This is a genomic window from Clavibacter michiganensis, from assembly GCF_016907085.1.
Lineage (GTDB): Bacteria > Actinomycetota > Actinomycetes > Actinomycetales > Microbacteriaceae > Clavibacter > Clavibacter michiganensis_O.
Window position 1 is genome coordinate 3,026,231 of record NZ_JAFBBJ010000001.1, and the last position, 18,071, is coordinate 3,044,301.

The 18,071-nt window shown below is 69.3% G+C and carries 15 protein-coding genes and 2 pseudogenes; 11 read left to right on the forward strand and 6 right to left on the reverse strand.

From position 1 onward, the window contains the following. Positions 1-447: 447 nt before the first annotated feature. The 7 genes and pseudogenes from JOE38_RS14385 to JOE38_RS14415 all read left to right on the forward strand — a co-directional run. Positions 448-816 (forward strand): annotated as a pseudogene (locus JOE38_RS14385) (3D-(3,5/4)-trihydroxycyclohexane-1,2-dione acylhydrolase (decyclizing)); the annotation flags it as partial. Between the two features lie 2,433 nt (positions 817-3,249). After that, on the forward strand, positions 3,250-3,549 hold the full coding sequence (locus tag JOE38_RS16140) for a lactococcin 972 family bacteriocin (RefSeq protein ID WP_204576887.1): 300 nt from the start codon (positions 3,250-3,252) through the stop codon (positions 3,547-3,549). An 85-nt stretch (positions 3,550-3,634) separates the two neighbouring features. Next, positions 3,635-5,704, forward strand: a complete 2,070-nt coding sequence (locus tag JOE38_RS14395) for a hypothetical protein (RefSeq protein ID WP_204576888.1) — start codon at positions 3,635-3,637, stop codon at positions 5,702-5,704. A gap of 49 nt (positions 5,705-5,753) precedes the next feature. Further along, a complete protein-coding gene (locus JOE38_RS14400; RefSeq protein ID WP_204576889.1) occupies positions 5,754-6,404 on the forward strand; it encodes an ABC transporter ATP-binding protein in 651 nt (216 codons plus the stop codon). 78 nt (positions 6,405-6,482) lie between these two features. Beyond that, positions 6,483-6,788: a lactococcin 972 family bacteriocin gene (locus JOE38_RS16145; RefSeq protein ID WP_204576890.1), complete on the forward strand. Its 306-nt coding sequence runs from the start codon at positions 6,483-6,485 to the stop codon at positions 6,786-6,788. A 484-nt stretch (positions 6,789-7,272) separates the two neighbouring features. Beyond that, positions 7,273-7,572, forward strand: a complete 300-nt coding sequence (locus JOE38_RS16150; protein WP_204576891.1) for a lactococcin 972 family bacteriocin — start codon at positions 7,273-7,275, stop codon at positions 7,570-7,572. Between the two features lie 641 nt (positions 7,573-8,213). Continuing rightward, a pseudogene (locus tag JOE38_RS14415) lies at positions 8,214-8,582 on the forward strand (3D-(3,5/4)-trihydroxycyclohexane-1,2-dione acylhydrolase (decyclizing)); the annotation flags it as partial. Positions 8,583-8,660: 78 nt separating this feature from the next. Here JOE38_RS14415 and JOE38_RS14420 read toward each other — a convergent pair. After that, on the reverse strand, positions 8,661-9,194 hold the full coding sequence (locus JOE38_RS14420; protein WP_204576892.1) for a hypothetical protein: 534 nt from the start codon (positions 9,192-9,194) through the stop codon (positions 8,661-8,663). Between the two features lie 277 nt (positions 9,195-9,471). Between JOE38_RS14420 and JOE38_RS14425 the strand changes: the two genes are divergently transcribed. From JOE38_RS14425 to JOE38_RS14435, 3 genes are all read left to right on the forward strand, one after another. Continuing rightward, a complete protein-coding gene (locus JOE38_RS14425) occupies positions 9,472-10,203 on the forward strand; it encodes a 4'-phosphopantetheinyl transferase family protein (protein WP_204576893.1) in 732 nt (243 codons plus the stop codon). Positions 10,204-10,322: 119 nt separating this feature from the next. Next, positions 10,323-11,300, forward strand: a complete 978-nt coding sequence (locus JOE38_RS14430; protein WP_204576894.1) for a sugar phosphate isomerase/epimerase family protein — start codon at positions 10,323-10,325, stop codon at positions 11,298-11,300. Then, on the forward strand, positions 11,297-12,265 hold the full coding sequence (locus JOE38_RS14435) for a 3-hydroxyacyl-CoA dehydrogenase family protein (RefSeq protein WP_204576895.1): 969 nt from the start codon (positions 11,297-11,299) through the stop codon (positions 12,263-12,265). The genes JOE38_RS14430 and JOE38_RS14435 overlap by 4 nt, the downstream gene beginning before the upstream one ends. A gap of 35 nt (positions 12,266-12,300) precedes the next feature. Here the strand turns inward: JOE38_RS14435 and JOE38_RS14440 are convergent, their stop codons facing one another. Next, positions 12,301-13,050, reverse strand: a complete 750-nt coding sequence (locus JOE38_RS14440) for an SDR family oxidoreductase (protein ID WP_204576896.1) — start codon at positions 13,048-13,050, stop codon at positions 12,301-12,303. Between the two features lie 133 nt (positions 13,051-13,183). Between JOE38_RS14440 and JOE38_RS14445 the strand changes: the two genes are divergently transcribed. Continuing rightward, on the forward strand, positions 13,184-14,026 hold the full coding sequence (locus JOE38_RS14445; RefSeq protein ID WP_204576897.1) for a helix-turn-helix transcriptional regulator: 843 nt from the start codon (positions 13,184-13,186) through the stop codon (positions 14,024-14,026). Positions 14,027-14,035: 9 nt separating this feature from the next. Here JOE38_RS14445 and JOE38_RS14450 read toward each other — a convergent pair whose 3' ends face one another. The 4 genes from JOE38_RS14450 to JOE38_RS14465 are packed head-to-tail and all read right to left on the reverse strand — an operon-like array spanning position 14,036 to position 17,829. After that, positions 14,036-14,764 carry a GntR family transcriptional regulator gene (locus JOE38_RS14450; RefSeq protein ID WP_307838892.1) on the reverse strand — a complete coding sequence of 243 codons (729 nt, stop codon included), beginning with the start codon at positions 14,762-14,764 and terminating at the stop codon, positions 14,036-14,038. Positions 14,765-14,779: 15 nt separating this feature from the next. Then, complete coding sequence (locus tag JOE38_RS14455; protein ID WP_307838893.1) at positions 14,780-15,577, reverse strand: triose-phosphate isomerase family protein; 798 nt, start codon at positions 15,575-15,577, stop codon at positions 14,780-14,782. A gap of 4 nt (positions 15,578-15,581) precedes the next feature. Then, entirely contained in the window at positions 15,582-16,043 is a 462-nt protein-coding gene (locus tag JOE38_RS14460; RefSeq protein WP_204576898.1) for a ribose-5-phosphate isomerase, read from the reverse strand. A gap of 49 nt (positions 16,044-16,092) precedes the next feature. Continuing rightward, positions 16,093-17,829 carry a dihydroxyacetone kinase family protein gene (locus JOE38_RS14465; RefSeq protein WP_204576899.1) on the reverse strand — a complete coding sequence of 579 codons (1,737 nt, stop codon included), beginning with the start codon at positions 17,827-17,829 and terminating at the stop codon, positions 16,093-16,095. Positions 17,830-18,071: the final 242 nt, after the last annotated feature.

An 18,071-nucleotide genomic window follows, 5' to 3' on the forward strand; every position in this document is an offset into this window, starting at 1 on the left:
ATACTATGAGCAGCGCCAGCCGGTTTACGTCAATGCAGACGGATCCCTCACTGGACCTAGGGATCTGACGAGCAACCTGACGCGCGTGTCAGTACCCACCGGAGATTTCGGTACGCAGGCCGTCGCGAACCCCAGAATTTCGTGCACGCAGGTGAACGCCAGCGTTCGGACGTGCGCCATGTCGGTCGCGGGCGGCTACTGCGGGTCATCGCGTCAAGTGGGGGCAGGTGTCACCACGAAGCTCAAGGGCGGCATTATCACCGCGCCCGTCACTAATCGAATTTCCTGGAACGCGTCGACAACCGCGAAGGACCACAGAATCGTTATCGGAACGACCGGAGTGGCCAATCTGACCCTTCAGGGGAAGAGCAGCGACCGTATGTACGCCACCTGCTCTCAGTAGCGGTGAGGCCACGCGCAGTGTGAAGTCGTACTTTGCCTGGCTGCTCCGAGACGGTCGGCACCGAGCGCTTCGGCACCCGGTACCGCCAGCTCGACCCGGCGACGCGGAACTTCGAGGGGCGCGAGCCGCTGCCCGTCGACCTCGCGGCGAACGCGCGCAGCTACGGCGTGGATGTGATCGAGGTCGCGCCCGGCCCCGACGCCACCCGCGACCTCGGCGACGCCGTGCGGCGCGCGAAGGCGTCCGACCGCACCACCGTGATCCACGTCGAGTCCGACCCGCTCGTCTACGGCCCGGACGGCGAGGGCTGGTGGGACGTGCCCGTCCCCGGCGTCTCCGAGATGCCGTCGACGCAGGCGGCGCACGCGGAGTACGTGGAGCAGAAGAGGGCGCAGCGGCCGCTGCTGGGCTGAGGCGGTCGGCCGTGATCACCGACGCGAAGGCGGATCCCGGCTGCACTGTGGCCCTGGGGCACCGGGCCGACGCCTACACGGGCCGCAGGATCGACTTCACCCGGGGAAGGCCACGAGCGCTTTTCCGTGCAGATCGACCGCCTCGTGCCCCTCGGCTATGCGTGGCAGGTTGTGCGCCGGAGAGCGGGGCGAGCGGCTCGCGATCGACGTGACCGATCTCCAGGCCGTCGATGGGCCGAAAAAGGACGCGAAGTCTGAAGGGGCCAGAGACGTCGCTCCCATCGGCCGCCGGATATGACTGCACGCACGTCAACCGGTTGGCGTACGTGCTGGGCACGGGCACGGGCACGATCGACGATGCCGATCGTCCGACGATCGACCACAGGCTCAGCTCCTGCTGCTGATTCCTGCCCCCGTGATGCCGACTCTCTCATCGCGCCTCTGGAGAACGAGGGTGTCCAGGATTCCTTGCCGCTCGGCGGATCACGTGGTGGAAGCGCCGAGGCTTCTGGCACGACTTCCAGCGCGGCCATGGCGTTGCGCGCATCGGGGCTCGTTACTCCGCCGTCGCCCGGTGGGTGCCCTGCCTGCTCGTCGTCGTGAGGCCACGTGTGCGCAAAGACGTGATACTGCTTCGGACCCGGACCCGGGCGCGACGCAGCGCTCGCCATATTCGCGACCCGCAACAGGTGGCACATCGCCGACCACATCGCGGCAGCATCGGGGACGGGCCCCCGGCCGGGAGCCGCTCGTGAGGCTGCTCCCCGGCCTGATATCCGTCGCGGACGCGGACGCGACCGCGTCCCTGCCGGGCGAGAACCTACCAGTGTGGTGGTCATATGTCGAGGGTGGACTTTTTTGTCAAAAGTCTGATTTACTCATGCGAAGCAACGCAAGGTGAATGCCTTAGATCGCGAGATCCCGGCTACGTCATTTGGTACGATGGTCGCCGCGCTGTCTGTGGTGTCGGATTTGTGTGCCCAGGTGACTTCTTCGTCGGTACTTGAAATTAGTTGGGGGAACTGGTAATGGCAAGAGCGACAAGAATTTCCGCAATTGTCGTGCTCATGGCAAGCTTAATAGTACTTGTTGTATTCCAGTGGCTGCCCGCGCTGCTGTTCTTCCCTATCGGGGCTGGAATGCTGATGTGGGACGGCAACAAGTTTTCCATGCCCAACGGCCGCCAATCGAACAAGTGGCCCAAGTAACCGACTAGATCGCATTGCGGTGTAATCGTCAGCGCCACACACGTGGCTTAATTGCATCTGGGTGAATTTCTATGCGTTATCGTAACCTATTCAGCGGCACTGTGGCCGCCGGTGTTATTGCGTTCGGCTTAGTATCTGCGCCCGCAGCGAGCTACGCAACACCGGCGGAGGGGGCGCCGTCGTCATCGACCGAGTACTACGAGCAGACCGCCCCCGTCTATGTCAACGCAGACGGGACACTCAGCGGGGCTACCGACCTCAAGAGTAATTACAAGCGGGTGTCGGCGGCGGCGGCGGCCGCGTCGGCCTCGGCAGGCGCTGTTACGCAGGCTGCGCCGAGTCCCGTCATTAGGTGCAACAACAATAATCCTCAGATTCGGCAGTGCACCATGACAGTGGCAGGCGGCTACTGTGGGTCGTCTCGGCAGGTAGGAGCAGGAGTCTCCACCAAGCTCAAGGGTGGAATCATTGTCACGCCTCTTAATAAGCGCATATCGTGGAACGCCTCGTCTACTACCAAGGACTACCGGATCGTTATTGGCACCACTGGTAGTGCGACCATGAGTCTTCAGGGACAGGGGTCCGATCGAATTTATGCTACCTGCTCTCTGTAGTGACGCAGGGTCCATTCGAGCGGTGGTTCTACAAAAGCAATGATCGGGAACGGGACCTTGAATAATTGCTCCGAGGTCCCTTTCGTGTGTCTGTAGCCCCATCACCGCCGACGGCGACACCGGTGGCCCGTTGTTCTATGGAACCACCGCCTTCTACGTTCACGACGGCCACGTCAACGGGTCGTCGATCTCCGCGCCAAGGCGCATTACGACCCGAGCGCAGGCCAAACGTTGGTCTGGATGCGCCGATAGCCGTGCTCAAGGTGCGCCGACGTCATCCTGCGGAGCGACCACGAGGCGGGCATGATGACGCCGAAGGACGATGAGGCGTAGCGACTGCTACCCGCATAACGACGTGACGCAAGCCGAATAGGACCGATACCGCCAGGCTTACTGCCCCCGAATTGGGGCATAATATGATTGATAAACCCAGGGTGAAAAGCCCCCGGATTGGGGCACGCTATGACTAGCCCGGAGCATACACCACCACCTGGCAGGCGCTCCGTTACTCAACTGTAACCCATTCGGAATTCCTCCGCGTGCTACCGTCTTTTTAACCGCGGGAAAGACGTGTTCCCGTGTAAGGTAATTACTACGCAGATTGGATCACAATGAAGCGAACACTCAGCATCGCTAGTGGAGTCGGCTTGGTCGCAGCACTACTCCTCGGAGGAGCAGGCGCCGCGAACGCCACCACCGAATACGTGGGCGGCGGTACGTGGAATTACGGCGTAGAACGTGTCGTCGGGAATTACTCGTACTCCAACTATCTCCACTCGTCCAAGGCGCACGGGAGCACAGCGTGCAGCTCCTCAAAGTGCGTCCGATCCGACACGGTGCCTGGCGGCAAGTGGTCGAGGGCATCCGTGCAGGCGTCAGCGGGCGGGAACACCGCTTACTGGCGGGTCTGACGACCGGGGCATTCAAAGGACAATCGCTCCAGCGGTAGGTCACTGATCGTATGTGGCCTACCGCTGGGCATGTGAAAGGGACACGATGAGCAGGCTACGGGGAGCTTTGAGTGCGGTATGGGGATGTGTCGCGGCTCTGGCCCTGGTTGCCACGGCGACCCTGACGGCGTTCATCCTGGAGGAGGAACGCTACGGACCGGAGGACCTGTCGGAGACCATCGCCATATCTGAGCTCCCACCGGCAGTGAGTGCCTCGGATCTCCGCGAGGCGTTTGCGAACGCCGCAGAGTCCGCGCGCGTCAACCTTTATTCCAGCCGCCCCTCCGTCTCCGGGGAAGTGGGGTCCTCGGACTACGCGGTATTCATCGGTACCCCGGACGCCCTCCTCGGCGACCTGAAGAAGGGCTCCTTCCCGTCGTTCCCCGGTGCGCCGCGTCAGCACCTCGCATCCGGCCTTGACGCACCTGCAGACCGATTCGTCGGCGTCACCTTCGTGCAAGGCGAGCGCGGTTCCGCCGGGCGCGTCGCATCCTCGCTCGCCGCCTCCGGGGTGGAAGCGACGCCGAGTGCGGCAGAAGGCTCGATCGCCCGCCTTCCGTTCTTCCTTCTGCGCACCGGCTGGGGGCCCGCGATGCTCGCCTTGCTGGGTGCATTTACCCTGGCGATCGCGAATTTGGTGAGCAGCCGACTACTCGTGTCCGGGCTCCGTCGCTCGGTCGGCAGATCGTGGCTCCGAGTGCTGACCGCGGAATCTGCTCGCGTGCTCCTTCCCACCGCGGTCGCCGCCGCGCTGCCATGCGCGGCGTTGCTCGCCACCGCCTACCTCGGTGCTGATGGGTGGAGAGCTGGCACGATCCTCGTCGTCGGCACGGCCTTCGCGGGACTCACCCTCGCTGCCGGCCTCGCGGGCGCCGCATCGGTTGCCTGCACTTGCCTCTTCCAGACGCTGGGCGCCACGCTCAAGGGTGCGAGGCCCTTCCGGCTCCTCGCCGTCCTCTCGTTCGGGGTCATCATCGTCGCCGGGTTCGGAGTCGGAGTCAGCGCGTCGACCGCACTCGATCAGAAGCAGGTGGCCGATGGCAACGCACGAGCAGACGCTTTCCGCTCATCACATCCGGAGATGTTCATTCCCCTGATGGGCTGGGCGCTCCAGAGCGAACGCGGCGACGCGTTGCTTGGGGAGCTCGGGAACGTGTATCGGCAATCCGAGGAATCGGGCGGCTCCCTCCTCGCCGTCCCCGGTTTTCTGGACGGGTGGACCAGCCCCGCGACGTCGGCGCCGACGCCGACATCGACCGGCGGCAACGTGCCCGGCGGGGGATCGCTCCTCGTCGACCGGACGTTCCTTTCGATGCTCGATGGCGTCCCCTCCAAGGTCTACGACGCCGTCGCGAACTCGACGGCGTCACCGGAGTCGTTCGCTCTATTGGTGCCGACCTCACGGGCGGGAGAGCGCGATGCGCTGATCGGCGGCGCCAAGGAGGCCCTCGACTTCCAGGCCTCCCTGTCCCCGAACGCGGCACCGCAGGCGGTGGACCTGAAGGTCATCGACGGCGTCGACCTCGGCCTTGTCCCCCACCTGGTCGTTGACGAGGTCACGCCACTGGGGGTGCCCACCTACGACGTGGATCCGGTCGTGATCGTCTCGGGTGCGGGAACGGTGGCGCTGTCCCCCGAGCTGCTCGGCAACTCCGCGACCTTCACTGACCGCGAGGCGTTCGAGCGCGACGTCGAGTCACGGGGTCTCGACGACCTCGTCGTCGGCACGAACACCATCGCCGACCTCTCCGAGGCCGCGGCATCACAGCGGCTCGCTGCGGAACGCACGGCATTTGCGGGGATCTTCATGCTCGTGATCGCGGTGACCTTGGCCGCTGCGCTCCTGGCATCGATCCGTCACAATCGGCTCTCGGCGGCCCTCTTCCTTCGGAGCATCACGGGCGCCTCCTTCGTGCGGATGCACGGCTCATTTCTCGCCGGTGTCGCCGCGCTCTGCGGCCTACCTGCCGCTCTAATGGCACTCGTCTACGGCGCGGCACCGCTCGCCTCGCTGGGGATCGGCGCGGTCGGCGCGTTCATCTGTGCGATCTCGGCGACGTTCGCCGTCGTGTTCCAGTCGAGGAACCTGACCCGTGCTGCTTTGGAGAACTCATGAGGGACATGGCCGGTCGATTCGCACTGCACGCACACGAAAGGAGTGGGTCATGAGAACGACGCGGAAATGGGCCGGGGGGGTGGTGGCGGACGGGCTCGCATTCGACTACCCCGGGAGACGGGTCTGGGGTGGGCTGAGCTTCACCGTCGAGGACGGTCAGTTCCTCGCGCTCAGGGGGGAAAGCGGCTCAGGGAAGACGACGTTGCTCCAGTGCCTAGGGAGCCTCGCTTCGCCGAGCGCGGGGGCGCTACGCGTCAACGGCGTGGAGCCGGGGAGGATCAGAGGCGAAGAGCGGAGGGCGTTCCGTCGATCGGCGGTGGGGTTCGCGTTTCAGAATGCCGGGATCGTCGCTTCGTGGACGGTTCGACAGAATCTCGAGGTCATTGGGGCGAGGGCGAATGCCGACGACAGGGATGTCCGCGACGCGTTCGATCGCTTCGAGCTCCCCCTCTCGGCCCTCGCCTCGCCGGCTCACCGCCTGAGTGGCGGCGAGCAGCAGCGCATCGCCTTGGTGAGGCTCGTGCTGCAGAGACCCCAGCTCCTGCTCCTCGATGAACCGACCGCATCGCTCGATGACGAAAACGCTGCACGTGTGTCCGACTTCGTCGCCGAGCATTGCAAAGCCGGGGGAACGGTGATCGCAGCCACCCACGACGTGCGGCTCTCGGCAAATGCGGATGCCGACCTCGTACTCACGTGATTCGAGGCTGCCGATCTCTTCGAACATCGTCGAAAGCCGTCGGGCACGAGCTGCAACTTCCATGAAGAAAGGAATATGATGAAAAGAAAGAATGGTTTCCGGCTTGCGGTGGGAACGGGATTGGCCGTTGCCCTCCTCCTGGGAGGCGCGGGTGCGGCGAATGCCACGACGGTGCAGGCGGGAGGAGGGACGTGGACCTACGACGTCGACTACCTCAACACGGGCGTCGCCTACTCGAACTACTTCCACACGAAGAAGTCGCACGGAAGCACCGCATGCAGTCGCGATGCGTGCGTCCGATCCGATACCGTACCGTCGGGCAGGTGGTCGTACGCGCGCGTGAAGGCCACTGCGGGGGGGAACACCGCGTACTGGCGGGTATGACCGACAGCGGTGGACCATCGCGGACAGATGGTTCACCGCTGATCCCTACCAGGCTCGTCGCCTCCTGGGCGGTTCGGAAAAAGTTTGCGGTCGTCGTATGGCGATAGGCGTAGGCCAGGAGAGTACGTGCGGCGTTAGATCGCCTCGAGCTGCCCGTATCGGCGCTCAGCGCGCCCGCCCATCGCCTGAGCGGAGGCGAGTAGCAGTGCAGCGCCTTGGTCTGGCTCGCTCTCCAGGACCACGGCTGCTGCTGCGCGACGAAGTGCTCGACCGCTTTGGCTTTGCTCGGTGACGGAAACGATGCGTGGGTAGCTGCCTTCTCTACAGAGCGTTGCCACTCCGGGGAACCGTAGTAACAGCGATCCATGACACCTGCCCATCAAGCCATGCGGAAAACGACGTCAACATCGTCTGAATCTTCGGAGCACCTCAATCCTTAGTCCTTTGCACATCGAACGAATCCTCACCAATCGGATTGGATCAGATGAAGCGTGCACTCAGAATTACCTCTGGGCTCTGCCTGCTCGCCGCCCTCCTGCTCGGCGGCGCCGGCGCAGCGAACGCCGTTACAAAAAATGTCGGAGGCGGAACGTGGCAATATGGTACGGGATTCTCTCCCTCCGCCATTACTTACTCGAACTACAATCACCCTAGCAAGAAGCACGGAAGTACTGCATGCAAATCCGTGGAATGCGTGAGATCCGCCACGGTTCCGGCCAACTCATGGTCGCGCGCATCCCTCCACGCAACTCCAGGTGGAAACTCATCGTACTGGAGAGTATGACCTTCGGCTCGGAATCTCAACATAATATGATCGTGCCACCCGTAGTGGCCCGAAGAAACGAGAATATCTAGTATTTCTTATCGAAGCCTGTTCAACGGCATGGTCGCCTCTGGAGTTGTGGCGCTCTTCCTGGTGTTAGCCCCAGCGGCGGGCTACGCCGCATCTGGTGAGACCGCATCGTCGGAGCCGACGGAATACTATGAGCAGCGCCAGCCGGTTTACGTCAATGCAGACGGATCCCTCACTGGACCTAGGGATCTGACGAGCAACCTGACGCGCGTGTCAGTACCCACCGGAGATTTCGGTACGCAGGCCGTCGCGAACCCCAGAATTTCGTGCACGCAGGTGAACGCCAGCGTTCGGACGTGCGCCATGTCGGTCGCGGGCGGCTACTGCGGGTCATCGCGTCAAGTGGGGGCAGGTGTCACCACGAAGCTCAAGGGCGGCATTATCACCGCGCCCGTCACTAATCGAATTTCCTGGAACGCGTCGACAACCGCGAAGGACCACAGAATCGTTATCGGAACGACCGGAGTGGCCAATCTGACCCTTCAGGGGAAGAGCAGCGACCGTATGTACGCCACCTGCTCTCAGTAGCGGTGAGGCCACGCGCAGTGTGAAGTCGTACTTTGCCTGGCTGCTCCGAGACGGTCGGCACCGAGCGCTTCGGCACCCGGTACCGCCAGCTCGACCCGGCGACGCGGAACTTCGAGGGGCGCGAGCCGCTGCCCGTCGACCTCGCGGCGAACGCGCGCAGCTACGGCGTGGATGTGATCGAGGTCGCGCCCGGCCCCGACGCCACCCGCGACCTCGGCGACGCCGTGCGGCGCGCGAAGGCGTCCGACCGCACCACCGTGATCCACGTCGAGTCCGACCCGCTCGTCTACGGCCCGGACGGCGAGGGCTGGTGGGACGTGCCCGTCCCCGGCGTCTCCGAGATGCCGTCGACGCAGGCGGCGCACGCGGAGTACGTCGAGCGGAAGAGGGCGCAGCGGCCGCTGCTCGGCTGACGGCGATGAGTCGTGCTCACGGCCGACGGCCGACGTCTCCGCGGGGGAGGCGTCGGCCGTCGGTCGGTGCGGGTCCTGCTACCGAGGAGCCGGCACGTGGCGCGTGAAGAGCGTCCAGTCGAGGGTCGCCCTGTCGATCGGACCGCGTCCGCCGATCCTCCCGTAGTCGAAGCCGGTGCAGTGGGGTTCGGAGAAGCTGGTGACGGTGGTGTCGTAGATCTGCGGCAGGACGACGCCCACGTAGCGGACGTCGTCGATCCTGTTGTTGTAGCCGGAGTACGAGACGCACTCGTCGACGTCGTTGAAGGCCAGCCCACCCGGCCTGACCGAGTAGCCCTGGACGAGGAAGGAGCGGATGTTCTGCCCCCCGGGGGTCCAGTGCGTCCCGAACACGAACCGGTACAGCGGGCCGGGCCACTTGGCCGCCGGTCCCGGCTTGGCCCCCGGGACGGTGGTCTGGGATGCGTCGATGGGGGTGGTCGCCGGGGCCGCGGACGCCGGCCCGATGCCGAGGCCGAAGGTGGCGGAGAGTGCGACGGCCGCGGCGGCGGCGACGGTCCCGGCTCGACGGATGCGACGCGAGGATCGGGTCGAGGGCGTGGTGGATGGCATGGTGATGGTGCTCCGTTCTCGGGTGGGGCTCGAGACTGAGGAGCGCGTCCATCCCGCGGAGGCGTGTCTCCACAGACGGTCGTCTATCGACCGCGGCGCGGCTGACGCGGGGTCGCCGGGAGCCAGGGACCCGAGGGGCCGTCGGATCTCCGGTAGATTCCCCTGGATCGGTCGGCGTGCCGACCCCGCTCGCGGACCCGCGTGACATCGGGGCGGCGCGCGCGATCCGTCCGCCCCGTGCGCAGGCACCCACCCGAGGGACCATGAGCCACCACCCATGCCGAGCAGCCGTCCGCGTCGCGCGACGCCGCGGCAGGACCCCGCGGGCATGACGCACGGCTTCCGCTCGTTGCTGCCGAGCGCGGTCGAGGTGGAGGTCGCGACGGACGACGCCGACAGCACCTCGCCGTTCGACGCGGAACGCGCGGCCGTCGCGCGGGCCGTGCCCGTGAGGCGGGAGGAGTTCTTCACCGTCCGGGCCTGCGCGCGACGTGCCCTGGCCCGCCTCGGGCATCCGCCAGTCGCCATCGTCCCCGGGCCGGGCCGCGAGCCGGTGTGGCCCGCCGGCGTGGTGGGGAGCATGACGCACTGCCGCGGCCGTCGCGCCGCCGCCGTCGCCAGCTCCGACGACATCCTCACCCTGGGCATCGACGTGGAGCTGCACGCGCCGCTGCCGGAGGGGGTCGCGGAGCTCGTCATGTCGCCTGCCGAGCGGGGGCGGTTGGAGGAGCTGGGCCGCATCCAGCCGTCCATCGCGTGGGACCGGGTGGTGTTCAGCGCGAAGGAGAGCGTCTTCAAGGCGTGGTTCCCGCTCGCCCGCTCGTGGTTGGACTTCCTGGAGTGCGACCTCGAGCTCGACGCGCGCGCCGGCACCTTCGACGCGCGCCTCCTCGTCCCCGGCCCGCTCGTCGGCCTCGACCGCCTCCAGGTCCTCCGCGGTCGCTGGGCGACGGACGGGGGATTCATCACCACGGCCGTCTGGGAGGCCGCCGCGGCGACCCGGCGCTGACCGTCCCGCGCCGCGCCGCGCCGCGCCACGCGTCGGGAGGGGGACCGGGCGCCAGGATGCTATTTCCTATAGGATCTGGATCCCGGGCATCCGGGACCCGACGACCGCGATGGAGCAGCATGCCGGACACGCCCGCGACGACCCCCGAGCCGGCGTTCGCCGCCGCGGACTGGCCCATCGCCACCTGCTTGCACTCCTTCGCCACCGTCGGCCGTGACGGCACCGCCCTGCACGACGCGGACGCGGCGGTCTGGGATCGCATGTTCGCCGACATCGCCCGCGAGGGCTTCACGCTCGCCGAGCTCGCCGACAGCCACGTGCGGCCTGCCGACCTCGAGCCCTCCCGCCGCGACGAGCTCGTCTCCGTCGCCCGCGCGCACGGCGTCGGCATCCCTTCTGTGCACCTGCAGCGGCAGAGCGTGATCATGCCCGGGCATGAGGAGAAGAACCTCGCCTACGCGCACCGCACCATCGACGCGATCGCCGAGATGGGCATGGAGGTGTTCTCGACCGGCCTGCACCAGCCGTTCAGCGACGCGCAGCGGAAGGCGCTGTGGTTCTGGACCGCCGAGGGCCCGAAGGACCCCGACGACCCCGAGGTCTGGGACGCCGCCGTCACGCGCCTCCGCGAGCTCGGCCGGCACGCGGCGCAGCTGGGTCTCCGGATGGCGCTCGAGATGTACGAGGACACCTACCTCGGCACGGCCGACAGCGCCGTGCGGCTCGTGGAGGAGATCGGCCTCGACAACGTGGGGCTCAACCCCGACGTCGCGAACCTCATCCGCCTGCACCGCCCGGTGGAGAGCTGGCGCGAGCTGTACGCGAAGACGCTGCCGTACGCCAACTACTGGCACGTGAAGAACTACATGCGCGACGAGGCCGCCGACGGCAGCTGGGCGACCAGCGTGCCCACCACCATGAAGGCCGGCCTCATCGACTACCGGCAGGTGATCCGCGACGCGGTCGAGCTCGGCTTCGACGGGATCATCCTCACCGAGCAGTACGGCGGCGACAGCCTCGGCGTCTGCGCGGAGAACCGCGACTACATCCGCACGCTGCTGCCGCAGACGCGCGACGCACAGGGAGAGGCACCATGACCGGCCAGCACAGCACCGCACGCCGCATCGCCATCGTCGGATCCGGGTACATGGGCGGCGGCATCGCGCAGGTGCTCGCGCTCGCGGGCGCGACGGTGCGCATCGCCGACATCTCGGAGGAGATCGCCGTCGCCAACCACGCGCGCCTGCTGGAGGAGGCGGCGAGGTTCGTCGCGGACGGCCTGTTCCCCGCCGACGCCGTGGAGCGGATCCGCCAGGCGGTGACGCCCGCCGCGTCCATCGAGGAGGCCGTCGCCGACGCCGACTTCATCGAGGAGGCCGTGCCGGAGAAGCTCGAGATCAAGCACGCGACGCTGCGGCGGATCTCGGCGGCGGCCCGGCCCGACGCGGTCATCGGATCCAACACCTCCACCATCCTCATCGGCTCGCTCGCCGAGGCCGTCACGAACCCGGAGCGGTTCCTCGGCGTGCACTTCTCGAACCCGGCGCCCTTCATCCCGGGCGTCGAGCTGATCCCGCACGCGGGCACGGACGAGTCGGCCGTCGCGATGGCCGAGGAGATCGTCGCGGCCACGGGCAAGGAGACCGCGCGCGTCACCGACTCCACGGGCTTCGTGCTCAACCGCCTGCAGTACGCGCTCTTCCACGAGGCGACGCAGATCGTGGAGGAGGGAATCGCGACCCCCGAGGACATCGACACGATCGTCCGCACGACCTTCGGCTTCCGCCTGCCGGTCTTCGGCCCGTTCGCGATCGCCGACATGGCCGGCCTCGACGTGTACGCGTTCTGCTACGCGTCGCTCCAGACCCGCTGGCCCGAGCGGTTCGCGACGCCGGCCTCGCTCCAGGCGCACGTGGACGCGGGCGAGTACGGCACGAAGACCGGATCCGGCTACCTCGACGTGCCCGCCGAGCGCACCGCGGCGCTCGTCGCGTACCGCAACAAGGCCTACGTCGCGATCAAGCAGCTGATGGACGAGCTGGGGCCGGCACCGATCGGCTAGCTGCCGTGCGGTACCGGCCCGCGAGCGCCCCTGCCTCAGTGCGTCCGCTGCGCGAGCAGCGCGAGGACGTCCGCGTGGCGCCCCTCGGCCTCCGCGTCGCGGAGGAACCGCACGCGGTCGACCAGCACCTCCTCCACCTCGGGCTGCCCCTCGAGGATCTGCATCACCTCGTCGAGGAACTCGTCCAGCGGCATCGCCGACTCCTCGTCCTGCTGCCCCATGAGGGTCGTGCGCACCGCGGGCGGCACGAGCTCGATCACCTGCAGGGGCGTGGCTGCACACTGCACGCGCAGGCTCTGCGTGAACGAGTGCACGGCGGCCTTCGTGGCGGAGTACGTCGGGGTGGCCGGCAGCGGCACGGAGGCCAGCCCCGAGGACACGGTCATGAGCACGCCGTCGGGCTTCGTCGCGAGCCAGGGCCCGAAGGCCGCGGCCGTGCGGATCGTGCCGAGCAGGTTCGTCGTGATGGTCGACTCCGCGACCTCGAGGTGCGCCGGGTCGCGCAGGTCCTCGGGGAGCATGACTCCGGCCATCGTGACGACGGCGTCGAGGTCGGGGTGCTCGCGGGTCACTCGTTCTGCGGCCGCGGCGATGGATGCGGGATCCGTGACGTCGAGCTCGACGGCGTGCATCCCGGGGTGCGTGGCGACGATGTCGTCGAGCAGCGCCCGGCGGCGGCCGGCGACGATGACGGTGTCGCCGCGGGCCTGCAGGCGCTCGGCGAGGCCGAGGCCGATGCCCGACGTCGCTCCGGTGATCAGGACGGTGCTGCCGCTGGTCTTCATGGTGCCTCCTCTGCGGGGCCGTGCGCCCCGTCGTCGTCCAGCCTGCGTCGGACGCGGCCGGCCGGGAAGGGAGCGCGCATCGGGGGAGCGGCGGTCCCTGGATGCGCGGCGCACCAGGGGCGAGGATGGGGCCATGGACCGTCCCGCGCTCGCCGAGTTCCTCCGCGCCAGGCGCGAGGCGCTGCGGCCCTCCGACGTGGGCCTGCCCCCGGGCGCCCGTCGCCGCACCGCGGGCCTCCGCCGCGAGGAGATCGCGGCCGTGGTCGGCATGTCGGCCGACTACTGGGCGCGGCTCGAGCAGCGCCGTGGTCCGCAGCCCTCCAACCAGATGCTCACGGCCATCGCCCGCGGGCTCCGCCTCGGCCTCGACGAGCGCGACCACCTGTTCCGCCTCGCCGGCCATGTGACGCCGCGGCGGGCCCGGCTGTCGCCGCACGTCAGCCCCGGCCTGATGCGCGTGCTCGACCGCCTCGACGACACGCCCGCCCTGGTCATCACCGAGCTCGGCGAGACGCTCGCGCAGAACCGCCTCGCCTCCGCCCTCTTCGGCGACGACACGACGTGGACGGGCCTCGACCGCAGCGGCGTGCACCGCTGGTTCGCCCACCCCGAGGAGCGCGGGCACTACCCGGCTCGCGACCACGAGCGGCAGGGGCGGCTCCAGGTCGCCCAGCTGCGGGTGGCGGCGTCGCAGGCGGACCCGGATCCGCTCGCCGCCGAGGTGCTCGCGAGCCTGCTCGCCACGAGCGCGGAGTTCCGCCGCTACTGGGACCTGCAGGAGGTCGGCAACCGGTTCGACGAGCGGAAGACCCTGGTGCATCCCGAGGTGGGCGAGATCGAGGTGCACTGCCAGGCGCTCTTCACGGAGGACCAGTCGCAGGTGCTGCTCGTGCTGACCCCGCTGCCGGGATCAGGGGCGGCGGAGGCGCTGGGGTTGCTCGGCGTCGTGGGGGAGCAGCGGTTCGAGCGGTCCTGAGGGCTGCGGCTAGTCGGTCGTCGCGTCGTCCGCGTCCGCGTCCCGCCTGGACCGCTCCCGCACCCGCTCGATGTGCGCCCGCATCGCCGCAGCGGCGGCCTCCGGACCCTCCGCGACCGCGGCGATGATCGCGCGGTGCTCGTGCACGGCGTCGTCCGCGTCGTGGACGCCCGTGCGCATGGTCTGGCGCATGCGGTGGACGCGCGTGGAGATCGCCTCGGACATGTCGAGGAGGAACGGGTTGCCGGTCGCCTCGAAGATGCGGTGGTGGAAGTCCCAGTCCACGACGAAGTACTCGCGGATGAGGCCGACCGGCATCTCGCCGTCGCCCGTCGCCGCGCGCACCCGGCGGGTCGTCTCCTCATGCGCGGCGAGGGCGTCCTCGAGAGCGGGCACGAGGCGCGCCGGATCCGCGGCGGCCAGCGCCGTCGCCCCGCCCTCGAGCACGATCCGCGCGTCGAACAGCGCCTCGAGCTGCTCGCCCGCGATGGGCGGCGCCACGCGGTAGCCCTTGTGCGCCTCGCGGGCGACGAGCCCGGTGCGCTCCAGCTGCACGAGCGCCTCGCGCACCGGCGTGGGCGAGACGTGCAGGTCGCGCGCGATCTGGTCGATGGCGAGGCGGGAGCCGGGCTCCATCGCGGATCCCATGAGCATGTCGAGCACGAGGTCGTAGACGCGGTCGCGCAGGCCCTGCCGGGCGGGCATCGCGGTCGCGTCGAGCGGGAGGCCGGTGGTCACCAGGACAGTCTGCCGTCAGCGGGAGGCGTCGGACGCCGGCCGGGCCGCGGCGCGCGCGTGCACCTCGTCGAGGATCGCCGCGACGGCCCGCGGGTCGTGCGCGAACCGGCCGAGGAAGAGGCCGTCCACGTCGTCGCCGATGCGGGTGAGGAGGCCGGGTCCCGCGCTGCCGCCGTAGACGACCGCGGATCCCGGGTGCGCGTCGAGCGACCGCACGCGGGCGCGCAGCTCCCGGCACACCGCACGGATGTGCGCGTCCGAGGCCGGCTCGGCCGCGCCGATCGCCCACTGCGGCTCGTACGCGACCACGATCCGCCCGCCGTGCCCGCGCTCGGCGGCCAGGGCGAGCGCGTCGTCGAGCTGGCGGATGCACTCCCGGGCCGCGTCGGCGGGATCGCGCCCGTCCTCCTCGCCGACGCAGAGGAGGGGCACCAGGGCGGACGCCAGGGCCCGGTCGGCCTTCCGCCGCACCACCTCGTCCGTCTCGCCGAAGAGCCGCCGCCGCTCGGCGTGCCCGACCTCGACGAACGTCGCGCCGAGCTCCCGGATCTGCCCGCCCGAGACCTCGCCGGTGAACGCGCCGGCGTCATCGGCCGCGAGATCCTGCGCGCCCACGGCGGCGAGCCCGTCGAGGATCCCGACGGCGGCCGGCACCGACAGGTACGACGGCAGCACCACGAGCTCGGCCTCGCCGCGCGTCGTCGCCGGGTGCGCACGCGCGACGGCCGCGACGGCCTCGCACCACGCGAGCGTCTCGGCGTGCCCGAGGTACATCTTCAGGCTCACGCCGATCACCGCCGGCTGCGCGGGCACGGCCCTACTTCGCCTCGTACGCGCGGATCTCGTCGACCTTGTCGTTCGACGGGCTCGAGGTGTCGAACTCGTACGTCAGCCACTCGCGCACGTTCCGCCGCGCGAGCTCCAGCCCGACGACCCGCTGCCCCATGCAGAGCACCTGCGCGTCGTTCGACAGCACGCTGCGCTCCACCGAGAAGCCGTCGTGCGCGGTGACGGCGCGGACGCCGGCCACCTTGTTCGCCGCGATGGCCATGCCGAGGCCCGTGCCGCAGATCAGCACGGCCCGGTCGGCCTCGCCGCGCGCGACCATCTCGGCCGCGGTGGTCGCGACGGTCGGGTAGGCGGTGTGGCCGTCGGCGTCGACGCCCACGTCCACCACCGACGCGACGAGGCCGCTCGCCTCGAGGTCGGCCTTGATGGCCTCCTTGTGCTCGTATCCCGCGTCGTCCGCGCCGACGACGATGCGCCAGGTCCTGGTCATCCGGTCCTCCTCATGGTGGTGCTGAACGTGCTGATGGTGTCGCCGGGTCTCACCGGTCGGCGATGGCGCGGCCGACGGCCGCGGCGATGAGCGCGAGCGAGATCGCGCCCGGGTCGGCGGTGCCCACGGAGCGCTCGCCGTGGGAGCGGGCGCGCCCGATGCCGGGCTTCATGGCGGCGGTCGCGTCGGCGGCCCCGTGGGCGGCGTCGCTCGCGGCGGCCCAGGCGTCGGCGAGCGTGGCGCCGGATCCGACCCGCTCGGCGAGCGCGTCGGCGAACGGCACGAGCGCGTCGACCATCGTCTTGTCGCCGAGCGCGGCCTTCCCGTGGCCCATGACCGCATCGCGCGCGGCGCCCACGCCGCGGGCCACCCGGTCGGCGGTCACGGGATCCGCGCCCTCGTCGTCGAGCGCGTCGCCGACCGCCTGCAGGATGAGCCCCCACAGCGCGCCCGAGGTACCGCCGCCCTTGTCCGACCACGCGTCGCCCGCGAGCCGGAGCGCGGTGCGCGCGCCAGCGCCCTGCGCGATCGCAGCGGCCGCCCGCTCGGACGCGGCACGGGATCCGCGGAGCATGCCGATGCCGTGGTCGCCGTCGCCCGCGACCGCGTCGAGGCGGCCGAGCTCGTCCGCGTGCTCCGCGACGACCGCGTGCACGGCGTCGAGCGCCGCGGCGATCCGCCCGGCGGCCTCCCGCGACGCGTCGCTCGCGTCGGGGATCGCGGCGTCGACCTCGTCGTCCTCGCGCGCGTCGACCGGCTGGAGCGCGGATCCGTCGAAGGCACCGCTGCGGAACGCCGGGGTGTCGGCGGGCGCCGTCCACAGCCGCTCCAGCTCCTCGTCGAGCCAGAAGAGCGTGAGGGAGGCGCCCGCCATGTCGAAGCTGGTGCAGAACTCGCCGACCTGCGGATCCACGAGCGTGATCCCGGCCTCCTCGAGCAGGTCCGCCACGCGCGTGAACACGACGAACAGCTCCTCGGTCTTCACCGATCCGAGGCCGTTGAGCACGGGCACGACGCGGGCTCCGCGGACCTCGACGCCCTCCGGGATCTCCGCTTCGGCGAGCAGCTGCGTCACGAACAGCTCGGCCAGGCCGTCGGCCGACGGGATGTCGGTCTCGTCGATGCCGGGCTCGCCGTGGATCCCGAGCCCGATCGCCATGCGCCCCTCCGGCACCGAGAACAGCGGCTCGTCCGCGCCCGGAAGGGTGCAGCCCGTGAAGGCGACGCCCATCGAGCGGGTGCGCGCGTTCGCGAGCCGGGCGACGCGCTCCGTGTCGTCGAGGTCGTAGCCCGCGACGGATGCGGCGCCCGCCGCCTTGAACACGGTGAGGTCGCCCGCGATGCCCCGGCGCTTCGCCTGCTCGTCGGGGGATGCGCTGAAGATGTCGTCCGTCACGACGACCGTGCGGCAGTCGATCCCGTCGCCGCGCACGCGCTCCTGCGCGTCGTCGAAGTGCAGCACGTCGCCCGCGTAGTTGCCGTAGAGGAGGAGAGCGCCGCGGCCCTGCTCGCTCGAGCGGATCACCGACTCGACCTGGTGCGCGGAGGGAGATGCGAAGAGGTTGCCCATCGCGGCGCCGTGCGCGAGGCCCGGCCCGACGAGCCCGCCGAACGCGGGGTAGTGGCCGGATCCGCCGCCGATGACGACCGCCACCTCGGCCTCCGCCGAGCGGGTCGAGCGGGAGACGCCGCCGTGCACGCGCCGGACCCATCGCCCGTTGGCGCGGACGAAGCCCGCCGTCATGTCGTCGGCGAAGTCGGCGGGGTCGTTCCAGAGCCGGGTCATCCGTGTGTCCTCCTCATCGAGCACGTGAGGAGATCCTATAGGATATTGGATCCGGCGACCATGGGCGGACGCGACGCGGACGGGGCGCGGGCGCTGGGGAACCCGGGACGACGCGGGGGTGGCGTCATCCCGGGCTCCTCCCGCGGCGTCATCCGGGTTCGCCGCGGGTGGGTAGCCGTGCCTCGACCGACGGGGATGGGCCGAGGACGGGTTCCTCCGGGTACGTGCGGGTACACGATCCT

Excerpts from the sequence above, each read along its gene's own strand:
- JOE38_RS16140 (WP_204576887.1), top strand. The coding sequence starts at position 3,250 with ATGAAGCGAACACTCAGCATCGCTAGTGGAGTCGGCTTGGTCGCAGCA.
- JOE38_RS14395 (WP_204576888.1), top strand. The coding sequence starts at position 3,635 with ATGAGCAGGCTACGGGGAGCTTTGAGTGCGGTATGGGGATGTGTCGCG.
- JOE38_RS14400 (WP_204576889.1), top strand. The coding sequence starts at position 5,754 with ATGAGAACGACGCGGAAATGGGCCGGGGGGGTGGTGGCGGACGGGCTC.
- JOE38_RS16145 (WP_204576890.1), top strand. The coding sequence starts at position 6,483 with ATGAAAAGAAAGAATGGTTTCCGGCTTGCGGTGGGAACGGGATTGGCC.
- JOE38_RS16150 (WP_204576891.1), top strand. The coding sequence starts at position 7,273 with ATGAAGCGTGCACTCAGAATTACCTCTGGGCTCTGCCTGCTCGCCGCC.
- JOE38_RS14420 (WP_204576892.1), bottom strand. The coding sequence starts at position 9,194 with ATGCCATCCACCACGCCCTCGACCCGATCCTCGCGTCGCATCCGTCGA.
- JOE38_RS14425 (WP_204576893.1), top strand. The coding sequence starts at position 9,472 with ATGCCGAGCAGCCGTCCGCGTCGCGCGACGCCGCGGCAGGACCCCGCG.
- JOE38_RS14430 (WP_204576894.1), top strand. The coding sequence starts at position 10,323 with ATGCCGGACACGCCCGCGACGACCCCCGAGCCGGCGTTCGCCGCCGCG.
- JOE38_RS14435 (WP_204576895.1), top strand. The coding sequence starts at position 11,297 with ATGACCGGCCAGCACAGCACCGCACGCCGCATCGCCATCGTCGGATCC.
- JOE38_RS14440 (WP_204576896.1), bottom strand. The coding sequence starts at position 13,050 with ATGAAGACCAGCGGCAGCACCGTCCTGATCACCGGAGCGACGTCGGGC.
- JOE38_RS14445 (WP_204576897.1), top strand. The coding sequence starts at position 13,184 with ATGGACCGTCCCGCGCTCGCCGAGTTCCTCCGCGCCAGGCGCGAGGCG.
- JOE38_RS14460 (WP_204576898.1), bottom strand. The coding sequence starts at position 16,043 with ATGACCAGGACCTGGCGCATCGTCGTCGGCGCGGACGACGCGGGATAC.
- JOE38_RS14465 (WP_204576899.1), bottom strand. The coding sequence starts at position 17,829 with ATGACCCGGCTCTGGAACGACCCCGCCGACTTCGCCGACGACATGACG.